The following is a 17,962-nucleotide window of genomic DNA, read 5'->3' on the forward strand; positions in this document are numbered from 1 at the left end:
CTATCACAGCTTGTGGTTGGGGCAGGGCACCTGTAAATCTTCTGCGAACCTAACGACAAGAGGGTGCCATGCGCATTGCACGAGACCTTGCCGACGCGGTCGGGAAAACACCACTGATCCGTCTGCGCCGTATAAGCGAAGAAACCGGGTGCGAAATTCTGGGCAAGGCCGAATTTATGAATCCTGGTCAATCGGTTAAGGACCGCGCAGCACTGTTTATTATCCGGGATGCGATTGCGCGGGGGGAATTGAAACCGGGCGGAACGATCGTCGAGGGTACAGCGGGCAATACCGGCATCGGACTTGCCCTGGTAGGTGCGTCGATGGGTTTTAAAACGGTTATTGTTATTCCAGAAACTCAGTCCGAAGAAAAAAAAGATATGCTGCGTCTAGCTGGCGCTCAACTGGTTCAGGTGCCAGCAGCGCCATATCGCAATCCCAACAACTTTGTGCATTACTCGCGTCGCTTGGCAGAGGAATTGGCCCACACTGAGCCTAATGGTGCGATCTGGGCCAACCAATTCGACAACGTTGCCAACCGTCGGGCGCATGTTGAAACCACCGGACCAGAAATTTGGGAGCAAACCGACGGTAAGGTTGATGGCTTCGTCTGCGCGGTGGGGTCTGGCGGCACGCTTGCTGGGGTGGCGGAGGCGCTACAGCCAAAAGGTGTCAAGGTCGGTTTGGTCGATCCGATGGGTGCAGGTCTTTATTCTTACTACACCACCGGCGAGATAGCGATGGAAGGCGGATCAATCGCCGAGGGTATTGGCCAGGTTCGGATCACGAAAAACCTTGAAGGGTTCCAACCGGACTACGCCTATCAGATGACCGATAACGAAGCACTGCCTTACATCTTCAATTTGCTGCGCGAGGAAGGTTTGGTTATGGGCGGTTCGACAGCTATAAACATGGGCGGAGCTGTGCGTTTGGCACGTGAGCTTGGGCCGGGCCACACCATTGTGACCATCCTTTGCGATTACGGCACGCGCTATCAATCGAAATTGTTCAATCCGGACTTCTTGCGAGAAAAAGAGCTTCCTGTTCCAGATTGGATGACCGAAGCACCTCGCAGCATACCTGGCGTGTTTGAGGACGTATGATGCAGCAGCAGGTTCGCCTGTTCCTAGCCTTTGTTATGCTTTGCCTGTTCGGGCTGGGCGGTCCGGTTTTCGCCCAGCTAACGGATAAGCAAAGCGATTATTATAGAGGGTGGGTAAGTACTGCGGATCGCGCCGAAGCAGTGATCGAGGCCAACCGAGCATCGAACGCTTCACTGGAAAATCTACGTTCAGAAATAAATAGTTACAGGGAAGACTTTAACAGCGCCCGCAGTGCAAATACCGATCGCATTCAGACGCTTGAGAACCAGTTGAAGGCTTTGGGCCCCAAACCTGAAGAAGGGACAACCGAACCAGAAGACATCGCCACGCTGAGGGCCCATCTGGAAACCCAATTAGATAGTCTCAAGGTCCCACGGATTATTTCCGAAGAAGCATACAGCAGAGCAAACGGTCTGATTAACGAAATCGACCAAATCATACGCGAACGCCAAAAAAAGGAACTGTTAGAGCGGGGGCCTTCACCGCTTAACCCGGTTCATTGGGGACCCGCCTGGATTGACGTGACCGAAGCGGCGCGGAGTTTGGTCAATGAAACAGTTGAAAACGTTCGGTCAGACGTTTTCAAAGAACAGTTGCAGGATCGTGGACCGCAAATTCTGATCTTGGTTATTATCGCAGCGGTACTGCTTTTGTATGGTCGCCGATGGTCCGAAAAAGGCGGCGAATATCTCAGGCGCTTTGGTGGCAAGGGCAGCGGTGTGTGGACATTCATAGTGTCCCTGTTGCGTATAGTTCTTCCGTGGATCGGGGTTGTTTTCTTAGTGGAAGCGGTTGTTCTGACCGGTGTACTTGGACTGCGTGGAAGCTTGCTTTTCGAGAAAATTCCGTATTGGGCAGCGATAATCCTCTACTTCGATTGGATCGGACGTCAAGCGTTCTTGATGGGACAGTCCAACAACTTTAAGCGCCTTTCAGCCCTTAAAATCAAAGAATTGCGAGTTTACATTGATCTGCTCGCTGCGATGTTAATTTTGCATGAGCTGGCTGTTTTATTCGAACAAATCGAAAATATTTCGGATGCGACGCGGGCCGTTGTCGGGTTCCCAGTAATTGTTCTGAGCTCTCTGCTTTTGCTTCGAATTCGGCAGGTTCGCCAATCGACGACAGAAATGGCGGAAAACGAAGCCTATTCCGGTAGGGCAGCTGGCTTTAGCCAAGTGATTGAGTTCATCCGTCGCGCTTTGTTTTTGCTTGGTATTACGACGCCTGTTCTTGCTGCTGCCGGATTTATAAACGCTGCCGAGGCAATCGTTTTTCCAACCATCAAAACTTTGGTGTTGATTGCAGCGCTCGTAATTTTTCAGAGGTTCATCACCGCGATCTACGGTTGGATAACTGGTCAGGGTGAAAAATCTCAGGATTCGTTGTTCTCTGTTTTAGTCGGCTTTTTACTCGCAATTTTGTCGCTGCCGATACTCGCGTTGTATTGGGGCGCACGACAATCCGATTTAAGCGAGGCCTGGTCACGTTTGAAGTTGGGCTTTGACATTGGCGGTGTCACAATTTCCCCCAGCAACTTTCTGACATTCGTCGCTGTGTTCGCCATCGGGTATACCCTGACGCGATTGTTGCAAAGCGGATTACGCAATTCGCTTCTACCGAAGACGAGTATCGATCCCGGCGGCCAGAACGCCATTGTCGCTGGAACCGGGTATGTGGGCATTTTCTTTGCCGCACTCGCTGCGATTATCGTGGCTGGGTTTGATCTGTCTTCGCTTGCAATCGTCGCTGGCGCACTGTCGGTCGGGATCGGTTTTGGACTGCAGACCATCGTTTCAAACTTCGTCTCGGGTATTATTTTATTGGTCGAGCGTCCTATCTCAAAGGGTGATTGGATCGATGTAAACGGAATGATGGGTTACGTTCGGGATATTTCCGTTCGTTCCACACGAATTGAAACCTTCGACCGGACCGACGTGATTGTTCCGAATTCAGACCTGATAAGCGGGGTCGTAACCAATTACACCCGAGGTAACACAATTGGTCGAGTAATCGTTCCAGTGGGTGTTGCATATGGCACTGATACAAAAAAAGTTGAGAATATTCTGCGTGAAATTGCCAACAACCATCCCATGGTTCTGGCCAATCCCGCGCCAAACATAGTCTTTCAAGGATTCGGTGCCGACTCGCTTGATTTCGAAATCCGCGCGATACTTCGGGACGTGAACTGGGTTCTATCTGTCAAATCCGATATGAACCATGAGATCAACCGCAGGTTCGTCGACGAAGGCATCGAAATCCCATTTGCCCAGCGCGATATTTGGTTGCGTAATGCCGAAGTTCTTCACGAAACATCAGTTGGAGAACCCAAGGTGCCTGCGAAAAGTGCGGCAGTTAATAGGCAAGCCGGGCCTGTTGACCTAAACCAAACTGATATGGAATCCGACGACGGCGACGAGGCATAATTCGACTTTATTCTGGCCTTGCAAATCTCGTTTCGATGGTCCAAGTATCGCCGACATGGAGAGGTGGCCGAGTGGTCGAAGGCGCACGCCTGGAAAGTGTGTAGGCGGGAAACCGTCTCCAGGGTTCGAATCCCTGTCTCTCCGCCATTGACCTAACCTATTGTTTTATATAATTTAAAATTGATTGTTTGCCCCGTATTTACGGTGGTTTACGCCGTTGTAGACTGCCTGGAGACACCCACCAGAGACCTTAATCGCGCCTTTTCGGCTTTGTGTCTCTGTGCCTGACTATTCGGGGTCGGTTTTGCAAGGGATTTCCCTGCTAGCAGGGAATTTGCAGGGAATTTTCGCCAAATGGAACCGTTTCAACGGTATCAGTCGCTGATTTCTCAATCTTGAACAATGACATAGAGCGCAATTCCCTGGTGTGCTGAGCAGGGAATGTGCAGGGAATTTGCCCGGCGCGCGAAACGATCGATCAGCCGATCCCGTAAAGCCGTTCCTGGACCTCCCAATCGAGAGGTACGGGTTGCGCCAGAATACGCTTGAGCGTGAGCTCCGGAGGCTGTGTGCCATCGCGGATCGCGACCTGGATCTTTGGTGAGAGGAAGGCGAGTTGACCACGGGTGCGAATGTAGACGTCGCGATGACCCGCGTCGTGCGCAACGGCCTTGATCGGGACGCCACGGCGCAGCTCGGCCGCCCAACGATGCGCTTCAGCGAGGGTGCGGAGGAGGGTTGGATCGGGCTCTGGCACACGCTCGCCGATGGCCAGCTTCGCCTCGACACCGCGGCGACGAATGCTGAAGGGCGCGGTGATCTCGAGCAGGTCTGATGCGAGTACGACCTGCGATACGCCAAGGGCCTTCGCCAGCGTCGCCGCGTCCAGCTCGAGGGAGATGTTCTTCAGCGCGATGCTTCCGCGTATCACGAGACGACTTAGGAGATCTGGATCCGATCCGCGCAGCTTCGAGACAAGCACACCGGCACGATCTTCCAGCTCTGGATCTCCGCGCAGATCAGGCATGGCCATCAAGCGGTGCTGCAATGCCGCCTGATCGAGATGGTCCGCGATCGCGGTGGCCACGGCGATCTCCAGCTTGCGCCCCGGCAGACGCCAGCCGGTCGGATCGGGACCGCCGATGATCAGTCGGTTCGAGACATAGTAGGGGTGGCGCTTGCCGGCCTTGAGGCTGTGAGTGGGTGTCAGCCGATCCCCGGTCTCGTCGCGGAGCTTGCGGGTGAGGGGGGCAGTGCTTGTATCCGACGTTTGTCCCCTTTTGCGTCGCGAGGCCGCCTGCAGCTTCGCGTGCACCCGCTCCCAGAGCCCCTGGTCAATGATCGCGGGATGCCGCCCAGGCCAAATCTTCTTCTTGTGTCGGATCTGACCAAGGTAGACCGGGTTTGTGAGGATCTTGTGAAGCTGTCCGCTGGAGAAATGCCCGCCGCCTTGCTCGCGTCCTGAGCGGAACCGGTGGTGCTTGGAGCGCAGCCCCATCTCTGAAGCGGCGCGTGCCGCATCGCTGATATTGCCGTGGCGGTCGTAAAGGTCGAAAAGCGCGCGTACGGTCGCGGCCTCTGCGGCGCTCACCACCAGTTCCCGGACCTGCGGATTAGGATGCGGATCGTACCCCAAAGGCGGCACCCCTCCCATCCACATGCCGAGCTTCTTCGAGGCAGCGATCTTGTCGCGAATGCGTTCCGCAGTGATCTCGCGTTCGAACTGGGCAAAGGACAAAAGCACGTTGAGCGTCAACCGCCCCATCGAAGAGGCGGTGTTGAAGGCCTGGGTCACAGAAACGAAGGAACAGCCCGCAGCTTCGAACCGTTCGACCAGGCGGGCGAAGTCGGCCAGCGAGCGCGTCAGCCTGTCGATCTTGTAGACGACCACCATGGCGATACGGCCCGCGTCTATCTCGCTCAGCAACCGCGTCAGGGCAGGGCGCTCCAATGTGCCGCCCGATACGCCGCCATCATCGAAGCGGGTTCGGGCCAGCACCCAGCCTTCCTGCTTCTGGCTGGTGATAAGGGCCGCACACGCTTCGTGCTGGGCATCGAGCGAGTTGAAGTCCTGATCGAGACCTTCCTCAGACGACTTGCGGGTGTAGATCGCGCAGCGAACTTTAGACGGCGCCATCACCCTTCCTCCCTTAGACCGAAGAAACGCGGTCCGGACCATCGGGCTCCCGTGATGGCGCGGGCTACGGCCGAGAGCGATCGATAAGACTCTCCGTTCCAGCGATAACCGCCGTCCGTTACATCGACGACATGGGTGATCCCGTTCCATTCCCTTAGGAGACGGCCACCTGGCGCAGGGCCGGACATGTGCTTTTTGAGCGAATGATCAGCTTTCTGCCCGAGACCCCGAACAAACCTCTTGGGCAACCCACCAAAGCGCCGGCACTGGACTTCGAAGGCAAGGAAGCGGCGCAGGAAGGACTGGCTGAGCCCCTTCGGGACAGGCGATCCGACAAGCGCGTCCCAGGCCGCGATCAGTGCCGACCGGTCCATCGCCTCGATCTCGGTGACGGTTGGCAAGCTCATGTCGCGTCGTGCGTGGCTGCAATCTTGTAGATGGCTCCGGTGGACTTGGTCTTCGGCGGCAGACGGTCGATCTGGTAGCCGGCTTTCCGCAGCGCGCTGAGCGCCGCTCGGACTGAATGTGGTTGCCAGCCGGTGGCCTTTTGCAGGGCGCTTAGGTCTGCGCCGGATTTGCAGGTGAGCATGCTCAGGACGAGCGCGGACTTGGTCTTGGGCTTAGCGTGCGTTTTTACTTTGGGCATGTTGGCCTCCTCGAATTGACCGGACCGGCACCTTGCCGGTCCTACCGAGGCACGCCCGAATAACCGGGCGTTGTATTGAGTAACGCTCTGTTCAGAGAGGAAGTCCAGTCGACAGCGTCCAATTGCCTAAATCCCCATAAGCGTTTGTCAACCAACAAAAAAATCTCTTGATCTGGCGACCTCTCTGGCGTATTGGTCACTCAACCCGTCGCTGCAGGAGGCAGCGACCACCGACTAGCAACCAAAGGGATGCGTAGACTGTCGGCTGGTATTGCCTCCTTGCGACGTGTCCCCAGTCACAGTCTTGCATCCCGACATCAACCATGGAGGCAAGACTATGAATGACAATATCAACCCGGCCCCCGGCCTTGAAGATGCTGGACCATCGGACGCCACCAATACAACAGGCTGCACACCCGCGCCTTTGCAGAACGACCCTTTCCCCGAGCTCGGTCTTGTCTGGATCGCATTACAACTTATCGATGCCGGGCCCCGACGGGTACGCCGCGCGTTGAAAGGTCAGGAGGAATCGGTTCTTCGGGCCATCGAACGCTATGGCTTCCGGATCCCGATCCTGGTGCGGCGCAAACCGGGTGGCGAGCGCTACGAGGTGATCGATGGACATACGCGTCTTGAAGCTGCTCGGCGCCTCGAGGCGGTGAAACTGCCCTGCATCGTCGTCGATGACCTGCCCGAAGTCGAGATCCGCCGCCTGGCCTTGTCGCTTAACAAATTGCAGGAGACTGGCGTCTGGGACGACGAGGTCCTACGGTTAGAAATCCATGACATCATCGAGATCAGCGGCGAGATTGAGATCCCGGGCTTCGCCACGCCCGAGATCGAGGCCATTCAGTTTGACGTTGGGGGAGCAAATGAACCGGATCAGGACGACGACGTCTCAGGTTTAGCAAGCGCCGCCACAGATCCCACGGCGCGTACTGGCGACCTCTGGTGCCTCGGGGATCACCGCATCCTGTGCGGCACAGCGCGCGACGGGGATGTGTTGGCCGTCTTTCTCAACGGGGACGTGGCCGACGCCGTCTTCACCGACCCGCCTTACAATGTGAAGATCAACGGTCACGTGCGCGGGGTAAAACAGGGCTTCACTGAGTTCGCCGAGGCCTCGGGTGATTTGAATCGCGAAGCGTATGTCGCTTTCCTCGTCGAAACGCTTGGCAACGCCGTAACTGTGCTGCGACCGGGCGGCATCCTGTTCTCCTGTATTGATTGGCGCCATGTCGGAGAATTGGAGGAGGCCTTGACTGTGCTCGGCCTGGAGCTGCTTAACATCTGCGTCTGGGTTAAATCCAACCCCGGCATGGGCAGCCTTTATCGCAGTCAGCATGAGCTGGTCTTTGTCGTTCGCAAACCGGGGCAGGGACATCTCAACAATGTCCAGCTCGGCAAGTATGGGCGGAACCGCTCAAACGTTTGGCACTACGCCGGCGCCACGGGTGGTGCGTCCGACAGCGATGATGACTTTGGGGCACATCCAACGGTCAAACCAATCCGATTGGTCATGGACGCGCTGCTCGATGTGAGCGCTCCCGGGGACATGGTCGTCGATCCGTTCCTTGGATCCGGTACGACGCTGCTCGCGGCCGAACGCACAGGGCGTCGTTGCGTCGGCATTGAGATAGAACCGCGATACGTCGATCTCGCGATCCGGCGCTGGCAGGAGATGACCGGCGGGTTGGCCGTGCATGCGGATACCGGCATCACGTTCGATGATACGGGCGGTGATAGAACAGCTCCGGAGTACGGTACTGCGAGCTCCCCGCAACAGGAGGGCTTCTGATGAGCAAGAAACCGACATCAAAAGGCATCACGGGCGGAGGCTACAAGACTCCGCCTACGCACAGTCAGTGGAAGAAGGGCCAGTCGGGAAACCCTTCGGGCAAGCCTAAAAAGCAAGCGTCGCTTGGCGATAAACTAAAGAAGCTCGCGGAAAAAGAGATTGTGGTCATCGAGAACGGCAACAAGGTCTCGATGAGCCAGGACGAGGCGATGCTGGTGGCGGTCTTCATGAAAGCAATGAAGGGCGACATGGCTGCTGTGAAGTTCGTAACCGAACAGCTCGGATCCGAAGTCACCGCCTCTCAGTCTCCACCGCCCCAGAGATTAGGACCCGAAGACCTGGCGGTCCTCAACAACCGTCTCACCTGGTTAGAAATCTTGGAAGAGGTGAGAGCGGACTTGGAAGGATACGCCCCTGCAACTGAACAGACACCGGAGGACCCTGACAGTGACCCAAATGACAACTTCTGAACTCTTCGCCTCGCTCTACCACTATCATCTCTACTCCTTCGTCGAACGGACCTTCTACATGCTGAACCCGGGTTCGACTTACCATTACGGTAATCACGTTCGAGCGATCTGCTATCAACTCGAGCGCGTCTTTGCCGGTGAGCTGCAGCGGCTCTTGATCCTTATGCCACCACGACACCTCAAGTCGCATTGCGCGTCTGTGGCCTTCCCCGCCTGGGGCCTGGGGAGGGATCCTACAAAGAGGATCGTTACCATCAGCTATGGGTCCAGCCTGGCGGAGACGTTCAGCCGCCAAAGCCGAGACCTTATGCAAACTGACTGGTACCGAGCGATCTTTTCTGAAGTTGAGATCGATCCGGGACGCGCATCTGTCGAAGAGGTGAAAACGACGAAGGCAGGCTTTCGGCTGAGCACATCGGTCGGAGGCGCGCTCACTGGGAAAGGCGCTGACATCCTGATCATCGACGATCCGATAAAGGCTGATGAGGCGTGGTCTGAGGCCAAGCGTGAGGCTACTTGGGATTGGTTTAATACCACAGCGGCCACACGCCTAAATGCACCAAAAGAAGGCGCCATCGTTGTGGTCGCACAGCGCTTGCATCTAGATGATCTACCCGGGCGCTTGATGGCCACTGGAGACTGGGAAGTGCTGGAACTTCCCGCCGTTGAAACACGCGAGCGCGAGATTCGGCTCACGGAGACTGAAACGTGGGCGCGCACTCCCGGTGATGTCCTATTGCCCGACCACATGGGCCAGGAAGAACTTGAACGGATGCGCCGCAGCATGGGTGGTCAAGCCTTTGAGGCGCAGTATCAGCAGGCTCCGACACTTAGCGATGGCTCGATTATCAAACCCGAATGGTTCGGTCGCATTCCAGCCGATCTGCGCCCTAAAGATTACGAAGCCATAATCCAAAGCTGGGATCCGGCTGCAGTCCCGGGAGAATCAAACGACTATTCTGTATGTCTGACATTTGGTCTCATCGGCAACTACATCGACCTTCTCGACGTTCACCGTGAGCAGTATCTTCAACCCGATCTGCTGAGAGCTGCGTCGCAGCTCCGGAAAAAATGGAAGCCAGACCTTCTGGTGGTTGAGGCCGCCGGAGTCGGGCGCGGCCTCTATGATCATCTGAGGCGTGATAACTGGCAAGGCCTTCATGCACACCATCCTGGACCAGCAAAGCTCGAGCGGATGGCCATTCAGTCACCAAAAATCGAACGCGGTGAGTTGCGCTTGCCGGTGGCCACGCATTATCGCGAGTTATTCCTGAAAGAGGTTTTGGAGTTCCCACACGGTAAATTCGACGATCAGGTCGATGCCCTCTCTCAAGCGCTACTATTCGTCAGTTGGCCGCGACAGGGAATCAAACATTGCTCCCGCTTCAAAGGAATGACCGGAAGGGTAATAAGCGGGTGATCGGACCAAACTCTGTATGCATGGGACAAGTTACGAGTTCGGTAAAATCCCCGCCGTGCAGGTCTGAATGCGGTCAAGCTCTGCTATTGTTCAGCGGCAGTTTTGTCCGCATGTGAGACATCCGAAACCGGTACAACAAATGACCGGTTCAAAACTGCCCAATTTGGCGGCGTTAAATGACCGCTTTCGGTGAGAGCGGTCGTTCCTGGTCGAAAGTCCGAGTTTTCTGGGTTGAACGTCCGCTCAAAGCCGCTAACCGGTCATCTGAGTAAATCAGTCAGGTGACTGCACCGAGCCCATAGGAGAAGTGTCCAAATCCTGCTGCGTGCGCACGCAGCGCGGATTATTCTGCGGTTGCTGAGCTTTGGTTGTCGCAACGCGGCAAGAAAACCGGCCATTCGATCAGAGCGCGACGAAATTTGTTACTCGAACCAATAGATCGCGGACGAAACTGCCATTCGTCCTTGTGCTCACATCACCCGAATTTGGACCGAACTTCAGTTATGGCCCTGTGATTGGAGGAGGCTTCCGGCGTTGTCCTGACATAGCGTTTCCGACAATCGCGGCAAGCAGGATTGCGCAGGAGGACAAAGCCCACGATCGCCGACATCGCGGCCGAAATCAGTTGCAGCCAGAAATCCGGAGTCTTGCTTCTACCTATCAGTGTAACGGCTTGAACGATGCTGCTGAAGAGCAGCTTCCACCCGAGAAATACCGCAAGCGCGACGTTGGTCGTCAGAGGGTAAATGAGAGCGAGAACGCAGGCGAGAACGAGCAAAATGCCCTGTAGTAAGAACAGCCTCGAACTGCGGCTGCATCAAGTGTCATCGGTACAGCCATATATCCGGCTCCCTCCGTTTTGGGCGCGGCATCCCTGTCTCGTTTTGCGAATCAGAAGTGGGCACGCACGCGCAACCCGAGAACCACCATGTTTTCGGTCGTGGGGTCGTTCGCAGGGTTGGTAACAAGCTGCACACTTGGTGTGATCTGGAAGAAATCCGTCACGTCCCACCGGTAGAATGCCTCCATTGTGAACTGGTTTCGTGAGTTACCAGGTGCCCGTCCCCAGTTCACCCCGACTCCAGCAAGATCCTTGCCGTCGCGGGCGTCGTACCCGGTTCCAACGCTGATCGATCGGTCGAGAAGCGTTCCGCCATCTTTGGCATAGCCTGCACGGAAGAACGGCCTCCACGCGTCCTGGCGACCGCTCGCCAGAAAAGAAACGCCGTAACCGCCGGGCACACCAGCCTGCATTCTCTGATCAATCTGCCAGAAAGTCAGCTGAACTGACTGGTCGTATCGATTGTCCCAATCAGGCGCCCAACCTATGCCGAAGTGTTTGAAGGTCTCGCCGGTGTCGAAAAGAGTTCTGGCGCTACCGACCGGGTCTGCCGGGTCTGCGTTGGCATCTGCAAAGCCAGCGAGGATCGCCCAACTGTCGCTTAGTCTCCACTGCAGCGCGGCTCCCAATCCCTGAGAGGGCGCTGGAACAGTTGGTAGTTGCTCAAAGGCGAGGTTTGTGAAGGCAGTCCATGGGTTGGCGAGGTTGTTGATGTCAATGTAGTCGGTGACATCAACCTGACCGATGACGAAGCTGCCCCGACCATCGGCAAACACTTGACGCCAGTAGAGGTTGGTCAACAACCACCCCGCATCGCTAAAGGTCGACGAAAAAAGCCCCGCATATCCTAGGGATGGCCCGAGCGCCTGGGGCGAGAGATGGCTTCCGAAGGCGCTCCGATTCTCGATCTTGAAGACCAAAGCGCCAGCGTAGGGAGTGCCGCGTCCGGACGCTGTCCAAGTGCCGAATAACCGAAACACGTTGCTTGCCGCATCGGACGGCGTCAGGTCTGAGTCGGTACCGAGATACTGGGCCATCTCCTCGAGACCGAATGTCAGCCCCACGCGGTTCTCAAACCCATTTTTCCAGTCCCGGTACGCCTGCACCCCCCCCAGATCCTGCTGATCGGACGTGGCTGCCAGCGTTCCGAGAACGCTTTTTGGAGATGAAAACCCATCACGGCTTAGGCCTTCAGGTCGGACTTCCGCGGGAAATATGGTGGCGAGTAGCGCGCAGACGACCGTCAGGGTATATCGCAACCATCGGCACCAAACATAACGCCGCATCGCGACACAGACGCAATGAGGGTCAAATGCGCCTTGCATGCTCTGCTCATCAGGTGCCTGTGACATAGTTTATCAACTCCAATTGCAGGTAATTGAGGGGACAAACGCCTCGCAGGCCAACTATATGTTATGAGCTCGCTTAGCTCGTCCCGAGGACCGATGTTTGCTGCGGTCGATCCGCGCCTGGCGGCTGAGCCAAGGTCATGGCGAATAAGGTGCTCCCGATAGCTAGCACGCAGGCCGCGCCTGCGAGCCGTGAACGGGCTTCAAATCTCAGGCGTCTCTGGGGGGTGCTCCCGAGGCGCGCCTCGGCCCAGTTGCGACCCAGGATCGCCGCTATGCCGAGGGCCGACATGGCGAGCGCCATACCCGCCGAAATCGCGATCACCATCATGACCGCGGGAACCACAAGGTCGTTCGCGAGGCCAAACAGCATGACGATAAGCGCGCCGGTGCAAGGCACCACACCTACCGCGGCTGCAATCCAGCCGCCGCCTTGCGATTCGGTGTTTGCAGCGGAGCAGGCCGCACATCCGGCGTGGGCGTGGCCGCCGTGGTGATCGTCATGAGCTGCTCGTATGTTCGCGATGGCATGCCACAACATCACCGCACCTATTGCCATGATCAGCGCGTAGCTTCCGAGCCGGATCAACCTGTAATCCGAGGGCGCCGCTCCCGTCGCTTGTCGTACGGCGAAGTCGAGCAGGAAGACGACGACTACCGCCGACAGCACGTGCATAACGGCGATCCGGCCGCCCATGACGACGCCACGTCTGAGACTGCCACCGGTTCCGATGAAGTAGGAGACGACGACGGCCTTGCCGTGTCCCGGGCCAAGCGTGTGCAGCGTACCGTAGGCGAACGCGATCAACAGCGCGAGCCCGACTCCGCCGGCAGACCGGCCTTGCTCCATGTCCGACATCGCTGTGGTGAAGATATTGGTGATCTTGGCCTGCGCGCGCGCCAAATAAGAAAGGTCCCCGAACGCCGAGTCGGCTGCAACGATTTCCCCTGGCGTCCCGCCAACCACAACCTGCTCCATCGCGTACGACGTCGGAATGCTGCGCGAACCGTCTACAAGGAACAGAGTGTGACTTGCCGGCCAATGCGTCAGGCGCCCCGCAAGCCGTACCGGCGTGAACATACCAATGGAATCGACCCCCTCGGGATAATCGACATGAATGATCTGGTTCGGTGGAGGCGCAGGGGCGTGTATGCATGCTCCTATCCACGGCACCAGAAGAAACTCAACGACGCGCCCTTTTTCCCGGCGCAGCGGCAAGACATACCCGTCAATGGATACCTGAGATTCCAGCAAGCCCGATGCGACCTCAAACGCCGTTTCGTCCCAGTCTTGGACCGCGATGCCGTCAGACGAAAGCGGATCGAAGAGGTCGTCCGGCGGCAGAACCGTTTGCGGGCCGCTCAAGGATGACTGACCCGCATACGTTCCATCATCCGCTTTATCGTCTTTCTGGGCCTCGAGGCTCATACCCAGGTCGTTCCATGTGATGACTGTGGTCGGTCGATCTTTCGCATGGGTCGAACCAGCAGCAGCCAGGAGGAAAATTGACACCACGAAACAAATGCTAAGTACAAACCGATGTGGCGTGCGCTCGTCTGTTTCTTTGAGGCTATGTGACGCGTCCTGCGCGCACTTGTAATGACCAAGCATCCTGATTGGGGTTGAGAGCCAAATCATCAATTCGAAGCCTCAATTATTGCCGGTTTGTTGATCTTCCCCGGTGGGCGTGGAGTGGGAGACGTTCCTGATCTGCGACGCGGTGCGCAAAGGGGTTCGAGGCGTATTCACCGCCAGCGTGACTTGGGTTGCTTCGAGGTTCCACATACTCGCCATCCGCGCTTCGCCGTCGAGGACGAAGATGGTTTCGTTGCTCTCCTGAGGCGCAAGCAGCCCCGTCACTGTCACCGGGGTGTAGAGCGACCTAGCGGGAGAGCCTGCGTCGAACGTCACCCGGATCAGCTGATTTGGAGGTGGCGGAGGCATGTGGCTACACATGCCCACCTCCGGAACAAGATAGCCGACGGTGAAACCGTCCTCGTTTGTGCTAGCTGGAATGAGAAATCCGGTGATGGTTACCGTCGCCTGGTGGAGGTTTGGATTGGTTGAAAAGAACGCACGCTTGCGGGCCTTGGCTACAACCCATCGCTGTGCCAAAAGTCCCTCAATGTCATGGCCGGCAAGCCTTAGCGCGCCGCGTGCCGTCTCAAGCCGCGCCTCGAGCCGCGGTCGCGCCTCCTCCGGAACCTCCCCGTTCGCAAGCCGCTGCTCAAGACGGACAAAAGTTCGAAGTTCCCCCATCATCTCGAACCCCATGTCGCGAAAAGGGTCGTCGAACTGCAGCGCAACCGGGTCCGGCAAGTCGCGAAACGAGATTGCGACCTGCTCGGCGAACGCGCCTGTGGCTGTCAGAAAGACGGCGATGAGGCTCCGCAGCAGTCGCGTGCGCAGCTTGGCTGCCAATGTCTGCATCGCTCAATTCCCTCCCTGCGGAGGAACGCCCGGCGCCACATCCGGCATGCCGGTGGAAAACTCCCGGTTCCAAGCGTCTTCCGACACCGACTCGAACCGCGGTTTGTCTTCCGGCTCGAAGCGGATCGGCTGGCCGGCAAAGACCTCCAGCAGTTCGTCGTCACGCACGGTCACCTCGCCATGCACAATAACCGCCTTGAACCCGGTCGAGGGGATTGATCCCTGATCATAGGTCGCATTGTCGGCAACGGTTTCGGGGTCGAACACCACGATATCGGCGATCATGCCCTCCTGAACCCGGCCCCGCTCCTGCATGGCCTTCAGCCCCGTACGGCCCAGATGGTGCGCCGCGTTGTAGCTGAGGATCGACAAAAGCTGCATCATCGGGATGTCGTTTTCGCGCCCAAGGCGCAGTGTTGCAGCGCGCGCCCCGGCGCCGCGCGGATGCATGTTTCCCAACTTCTCAAATGGAGTATTCCAAGGCGCCATAAGAGGCTCCGCGAACATCGCATCGCTGGCCATTGTTGTCCCCCTGAGAGTCAACCATTTGACTGAGTCCTCTGGCGGAGTCTTGAACAACAGAATTTCTTGGGTCGGATTATCCTTCAGGACCTGATCGTATTTTTCCTGCGTATAGAAATCACCTGTAATCGGATCCTGCATCGTGTCTTCGTAGCGATGCCCCTGTCTTTCAACCCAGTTTTCGGGTTTGAGGAAGACTGCGTTCACCGTGGTCGATCCGGCGGAATAGGGGTAGATCTCTCCCCAGATATTATGTCCGTTCTCCTGAAGCCGCGCGATGAGTTCATGCGTGAGTCGCCAGCCGGGATTGTTGAAGTGCTGCAGTATTGCGGGCGCGTTCAGAGCCAATGCATTGGCAATGACTTCTTGCGCACCGACGTTTTCCAACACGTCGCCATCGGGTGTGAAACGCGTATGAACGGCAGTCTGGCGACCATATCGCGCGCCAATCTTCTGCACCTCGAACAACTCACGCGTGGTGACACCATCGCGCATGTATCCCAATGTCGATCCGATACCGAGCGCGCCAGCCTGAAGGCCTTCGTCGATGATCTGCAGAATCTTGTTACCAGTGTCGTAATCCGCCTTGTCCAAACTCCAACCCGATCCCTTGCGGGAGGTAAGCGCCGCCGCCGGCCCCAGCAGAAGGGTTTCCTCGTCGTCGAAACCGTCGAGCACGATGGCGCGGGCTTGTTCGTGGCTGGAGGCGCACCCGAAATTCGCCTGGTTCTTGCCTTCGCGTTCCTCATACCACCGCGCGATGAATGTTCCTGCGCAGCCCTCCTCGAGGTCCATGCTCGAAGTCAGTCCGTCACGCAGGCCAAGCGCATAGCCCATCGGTTGTTGCCAGTGGAAATGGGTGTCAATGAATCCAGGCGCCACGATGTGACCTGTTGCATCGATTTCCTCGGCACCGCTCAGCGCCTCCTTGGAGATCGCCACGATACGGCCGTCCGAAATGCCGACATTTGCGATGCTGTCGTATAGCGTCTCCGGATCCATGACCCGGCCGTTCGAGATGACGAGATCGTAATCCTGCGCCTGAGCGATGCCGACACAGAAGAACGCAGATGCGAGCGTGGTTATCGCGAGGGTCGAGAGCGGCTTCATGAGCAAGGTGCTCCTTTCAAATTTTGTTGGAGGCCCGGTGTTTACTGCGTCTGCGTCCTGCGGATCGGCTGGCCATGCGGCGCGTCGAGGACAAGCGCGCCATCCTGGACAACGAATCCGCCGTTTACCAGCACGGTCTGCACGCCCACGGCAGGCTGGTTCGCGTTCTCGTAGTTGGCCCTGTCAGAGACCGTCTCAGGGTCGAACACCACGATGTCGGCATCCATGCCCACCTGCAGACGTCCCTTGCGGCGCATCTGCGGCACGAAGTCTTCCAGCGTCTGCGCTGGCATCAGCGACATCTTGCGGATCGCCTCGCTCATCGAAAGCACACCACGCTCGCGTACATAGCTGCGCAGGACCTTCGAAAAGGTTCCGGCAGATCGCGGATGGGCGAACACGTTGTCAGGAAGTGGCCATTCATCGCCGGTGTAAGTCTGAATGTTCCCCTTGTCGTCGAAGTACGACCAGAAAGTTGCGTCCGAGGCGATCAGCGTCGCAGGATGAGTCACCGACAGGTCGAGCTTAGCCAAATCTTCTGCCTTGCTCTCATCGAGGAAGTGCCAGGTGATGAAAGTGCCCGGCTTGTTCTCCTGATAGTCGTCGAGTTGGTCTTCGGTCATGCGATCCTGGCCGAGCTGAAAATTCTCGGCTGTCGATTGCATCCGGTCCCGCCAGTCGGGCCCAGTAAACATGGCCGCGCCGACGACGGTGCTCGCCGCGCCGTAGGGATAGGCTTCCACGGTGATGTTGATACCCTTGTCCATCGCCTCTTCGACAAGGGCGAGTGTGGCCTCGATATCAGCCATCGACGTGCTGTTGATATGGCAGATGTGCATGTGCGCGCCGGTGATGGCGGCGTTCGAGATCAATTCCTTGAGCGCCTCGAATGAACTCTGCGGCTCGATGTTGCTGGCGTAACGAACATGGGTGAAGGTCGCCACGCCGTATTCGTTGGCCAGTTCGGCCAGCGCAAAATACTCCTTTTGCCCGTATCCCGGCGCGTAGCCCGCGTTTACCCCAATACCAAGGCCCCCCTCCTTGAGTCCCTGTTCGACCAGCGACAGAATCCGCTCGGACTGATCTTGGTCGGCGATGTCCATCTTCCAGTCGTTTTCGGCCTGGGCCGCTTGGAAGAACTCAACGGTTGCCAGCGGGTCGGTGTTGTCGAAGGTGGCGATCCGGCCATAGGTCCAGCCCGCCGCCGCACCGTAATTGATTGGCAGGTTCTTGGCAGCCTGACTGTCATACCAGTCGGCGATGGGCAAAACGCCAGATTCTAGCTCTAGCGCCGTTGTCACCCCCTGCATCGCCTGCATCCGATAGTCACCAATACTCTGCCCGTGAGCGTGCAGGTCGATGAACCCCGGCGAGACGACGTGCCCCTTAGCATCGATCACCGTGTCACCTTCAAGCGAGAACTCGCTGATCGCCGAGATACGGCCGTCCTCCACGCCAACGTTGCGGATCGCATCGAGGCCCGTCTCCGGGTCGATCACGCGCCCATTTAAGATCACGATATCGTTGGCAAACGCTGTCGTTGCGGTCGCGACCAAAACCGCCAAGGTGCCGATTGCGGACAAAGTTCTTTCTGGTTTCATAGGCGATGTACCTTTACCTTCGACCACCTTCTCGAATCGTGGTCTTTCGCAAAAAGGATACTAAACGCTAATCAAAACAAAACTGTATGCCCTCACGCGACAGGTAGT

General features: G+C 57.3%; 14 protein-coding genes and 1 tRNA gene. 6 read left to right on the forward strand and 9 right to left on the reverse strand.

Translation table 11 applies throughout. The annotated features are described in order from the left end of the window. Positions 1-68 precede the first annotated feature (68 nt). From AC2FNV_RS09560 to AC2FNV_RS09570, 3 genes are all read left to right on the forward strand, one after another. Positions 69-1,103, forward strand: coding sequence for a cysteine synthase A (locus AC2FNV_RS09560; protein WP_170608165.1), 1,035 nt, complete (start codon positions 69-71; stop codon positions 1,101-1,103). After that, positions 1,103-3,529, forward strand: a complete 2,427-nt coding sequence (locus AC2FNV_RS09565) for a DUF3772 domain-containing protein (protein ID WP_170608163.1) — start codon at positions 1,103-1,105, stop codon at positions 3,527-3,529. The genes AC2FNV_RS09560 and AC2FNV_RS09565 overlap by 1 nt, the downstream gene beginning before the upstream one ends. 57 nt (positions 3,530-3,586) lie before the next feature. After that, positions 3,587-3,676: transfer RNA gene (locus tag AC2FNV_RS09570), tRNA-Ser, on the forward strand. A 331-nt stretch (positions 3,677-4,007) separates the two neighbouring features. Here AC2FNV_RS09570 and AC2FNV_RS09575 read toward each other — a convergent pair. The 3 genes from AC2FNV_RS09575 to AC2FNV_RS09585 are packed head-to-tail and all read right to left on the reverse strand — an operon-like array spanning position 4,008 to position 6,312. Further along, the gene (locus AC2FNV_RS09575) at positions 4,008-5,666 is read right to left on the reverse strand and encodes a recombinase family protein (protein WP_496773109.1); all 1,659 of its coding nucleotides are present in this window, start codon (positions 5,664-5,666) and stop codon (positions 4,008-4,010) included. Beyond that, positions 5,666-6,073: a DUF2924 domain-containing protein gene (locus tag AC2FNV_RS09580; RefSeq protein WP_496773111.1), complete on the reverse strand. Its 408-nt coding sequence runs from the start codon at positions 6,071-6,073 to the stop codon at positions 5,666-5,668. The genes AC2FNV_RS09575 and AC2FNV_RS09580 overlap by 1 nt, the downstream gene beginning before the upstream one ends. Then, entirely contained in the window at positions 6,070-6,312 is a 243-nt protein-coding gene (locus AC2FNV_RS09585) for a DUF3489 domain-containing protein (protein WP_496773113.1), read from the reverse strand. Before AC2FNV_RS09585 ends, AC2FNV_RS09580 begins: the two co-directional genes overlap by 4 nt. A gap of 337 nt (positions 6,313-6,649) precedes the next feature. On the opposite strand from AC2FNV_RS09585, the gene AC2FNV_RS09590 reads away from it, so the two are divergent. From AC2FNV_RS09590 to AC2FNV_RS09600, 3 genes are read left to right on the forward strand one after another with little or no spacing between them, the layout of a single operon-like run. Further along, on the forward strand, positions 6,650-8,110 hold the full coding sequence (locus AC2FNV_RS09590) for a DNA methyltransferase (RefSeq protein WP_496773115.1): 1,461 nt from the start codon (positions 6,650-6,652) through the stop codon (positions 8,108-8,110). Beyond that, the gene (locus AC2FNV_RS09595; RefSeq protein ID WP_496773117.1) at positions 8,110-8,580 is read left to right on the forward strand and encodes a DUF5681 domain-containing protein; all 471 of its coding nucleotides are present in this window, start codon (positions 8,110-8,112) and stop codon (positions 8,578-8,580) included. Before AC2FNV_RS09590 ends, AC2FNV_RS09595 begins: the two co-directional genes overlap by 1 nt. After that, positions 8,567-10,000: a phage terminase large subunit family protein gene (locus AC2FNV_RS09600; RefSeq protein ID WP_496773133.1), complete on the forward strand. Its 1,434-nt coding sequence runs from the start codon at positions 8,567-8,569 to the stop codon at positions 9,998-10,000. The genes AC2FNV_RS09595 and AC2FNV_RS09600 overlap by 14 nt, the downstream gene beginning before the upstream one ends. 475 nt (positions 10,001-10,475) lie before the next feature. On the opposite strand, the gene AC2FNV_RS09605 is transcribed toward AC2FNV_RS09600, so the two are convergent. The 6 genes from AC2FNV_RS09605 to AC2FNV_RS09630 form a co-directional block, all read right to left on the reverse strand. After that, positions 10,476-10,778 carry a DUF308 domain-containing protein gene (locus AC2FNV_RS09605; protein ID WP_170807823.1) on the reverse strand — a complete coding sequence of 101 codons (303 nt, stop codon included), beginning with the start codon at positions 10,776-10,778 and terminating at the stop codon, positions 10,476-10,478. A 113-nt stretch (positions 10,779-10,891) separates the two neighbouring features. Then, positions 10,892-12,193 carry a carbohydrate porin gene (locus tag AC2FNV_RS09610; RefSeq protein WP_496773119.1) on the reverse strand — a complete coding sequence of 434 codons (1,302 nt, stop codon included), beginning with the start codon at positions 12,191-12,193 and terminating at the stop codon, positions 10,892-10,894. A 73-nt stretch (positions 12,194-12,266) separates the two neighbouring features. Beyond that, positions 12,267-13,829, reverse strand: coding sequence for a HoxN/HupN/NixA family nickel/cobalt transporter (locus AC2FNV_RS09615; protein WP_496773135.1), 1,563 nt, complete (start codon positions 13,827-13,829; stop codon positions 12,267-12,269). Between the two features lie 12 nt (positions 13,830-13,841). Beyond that, the gene (locus AC2FNV_RS09620) at positions 13,842-14,621 is read right to left on the reverse strand and encodes a DUF3299 domain-containing protein (protein ID WP_496773121.1); all 780 of its coding nucleotides are present in this window, start codon (positions 14,619-14,621) and stop codon (positions 13,842-13,844) included. 3 nt (positions 14,622-14,624) lie between these two features. Next, the gene (locus AC2FNV_RS09625; RefSeq protein WP_209599453.1) at positions 14,625-16,253 is read right to left on the reverse strand and encodes an amidohydrolase family protein; all 1,629 of its coding nucleotides are present in this window, start codon (positions 16,251-16,253) and stop codon (positions 14,625-14,627) included. A 41-nt stretch (positions 16,254-16,294) separates the two neighbouring features. Beyond that, positions 16,295-17,854, reverse strand: coding sequence for an amidohydrolase family protein (locus AC2FNV_RS09630; protein WP_224891407.1), 1,560 nt, complete (start codon positions 17,852-17,854; stop codon positions 16,295-16,297). Positions 17,855-17,962 lie beyond the last annotated feature (108 nt).

Source organism: Ruegeria sp. BHSA163 (assembly GCF_059613365.1).

What these genes read in the sequence shown, in the direction of transcription:
- AC2FNV_RS09620 (WP_496773121.1), bottom strand. Translation starts at nt 14,621, where the DNA reads ATGCAGACATTGGCAGCCAAGCTGCGCACGCGACTGCTGCGGAGCCTC.
- AC2FNV_RS09610 (WP_496773119.1), bottom strand. Translation starts at nt 12,193, where the DNA reads ATGTCACAGGCACCTGATGAGCAGAGCATGCAAGGCGCATTTGACCCT.
- AC2FNV_RS09560 (WP_170608165.1), top strand. Translation starts at nt 69, where the DNA reads ATGCGCATTGCACGAGACCTTGCCGACGCGGTCGGGAAAACACCACTG.
- AC2FNV_RS09590 (WP_496773115.1), top strand. Translation starts at nt 6,650, where the DNA reads ATGAATGACAATATCAACCCGGCCCCCGGCCTTGAAGATGCTGGACCA.
- AC2FNV_RS09615 (WP_496773135.1), bottom strand. Translation starts at nt 13,829, where the DNA reads ATGATTTGGCTCTCAACCCCAATCAGGATGCTTGGTCATTACAAGTGC.
- AC2FNV_RS09575 (WP_496773109.1), bottom strand. Translation starts at nt 5,666, where the DNA reads ATGGCGCCGTCTAAAGTTCGCTGCGCGATCTACACCCGCAAGTCGTCT.
- AC2FNV_RS09600 (WP_496773133.1), top strand. Translation starts at nt 8,567, where the DNA reads ATGACAACTTCTGAACTCTTCGCCTCGCTCTACCACTATCATCTCTAC.
- AC2FNV_RS09565 (WP_170608163.1), top strand. Translation starts at nt 1,103, where the DNA reads ATGCAGCAGCAGGTTCGCCTGTTCCTAGCCTTTGTTATGCTTTGCCTG.
- AC2FNV_RS09595 (WP_496773117.1), top strand. Translation starts at nt 8,110, where the DNA reads ATGAGCAAGAAACCGACATCAAAAGGCATCACGGGCGGAGGCTACAAG.
- AC2FNV_RS09585 (WP_496773113.1), bottom strand. Translation starts at nt 6,312, where the DNA reads ATGCCCAAAGTAAAAACGCACGCTAAGCCCAAGACCAAGTCCGCGCTC.
- AC2FNV_RS09625 (WP_209599453.1), bottom strand. Translation starts at nt 16,253, where the DNA reads ATGAAGCCGCTCTCGACCCTCGCGATAACCACGCTCGCATCTGCGTTC.
- AC2FNV_RS09630 (WP_224891407.1), bottom strand. Translation starts at nt 17,854, where the DNA reads ATGAAACCAGAAAGAACTTTGTCCGCAATCGGCACCTTGGCGGTTTTG.
- AC2FNV_RS09580 (WP_496773111.1), bottom strand. Translation starts at nt 6,073, where the DNA reads ATGAGCTTGCCAACCGTCACCGAGATCGAGGCGATGGACCGGTCGGCA.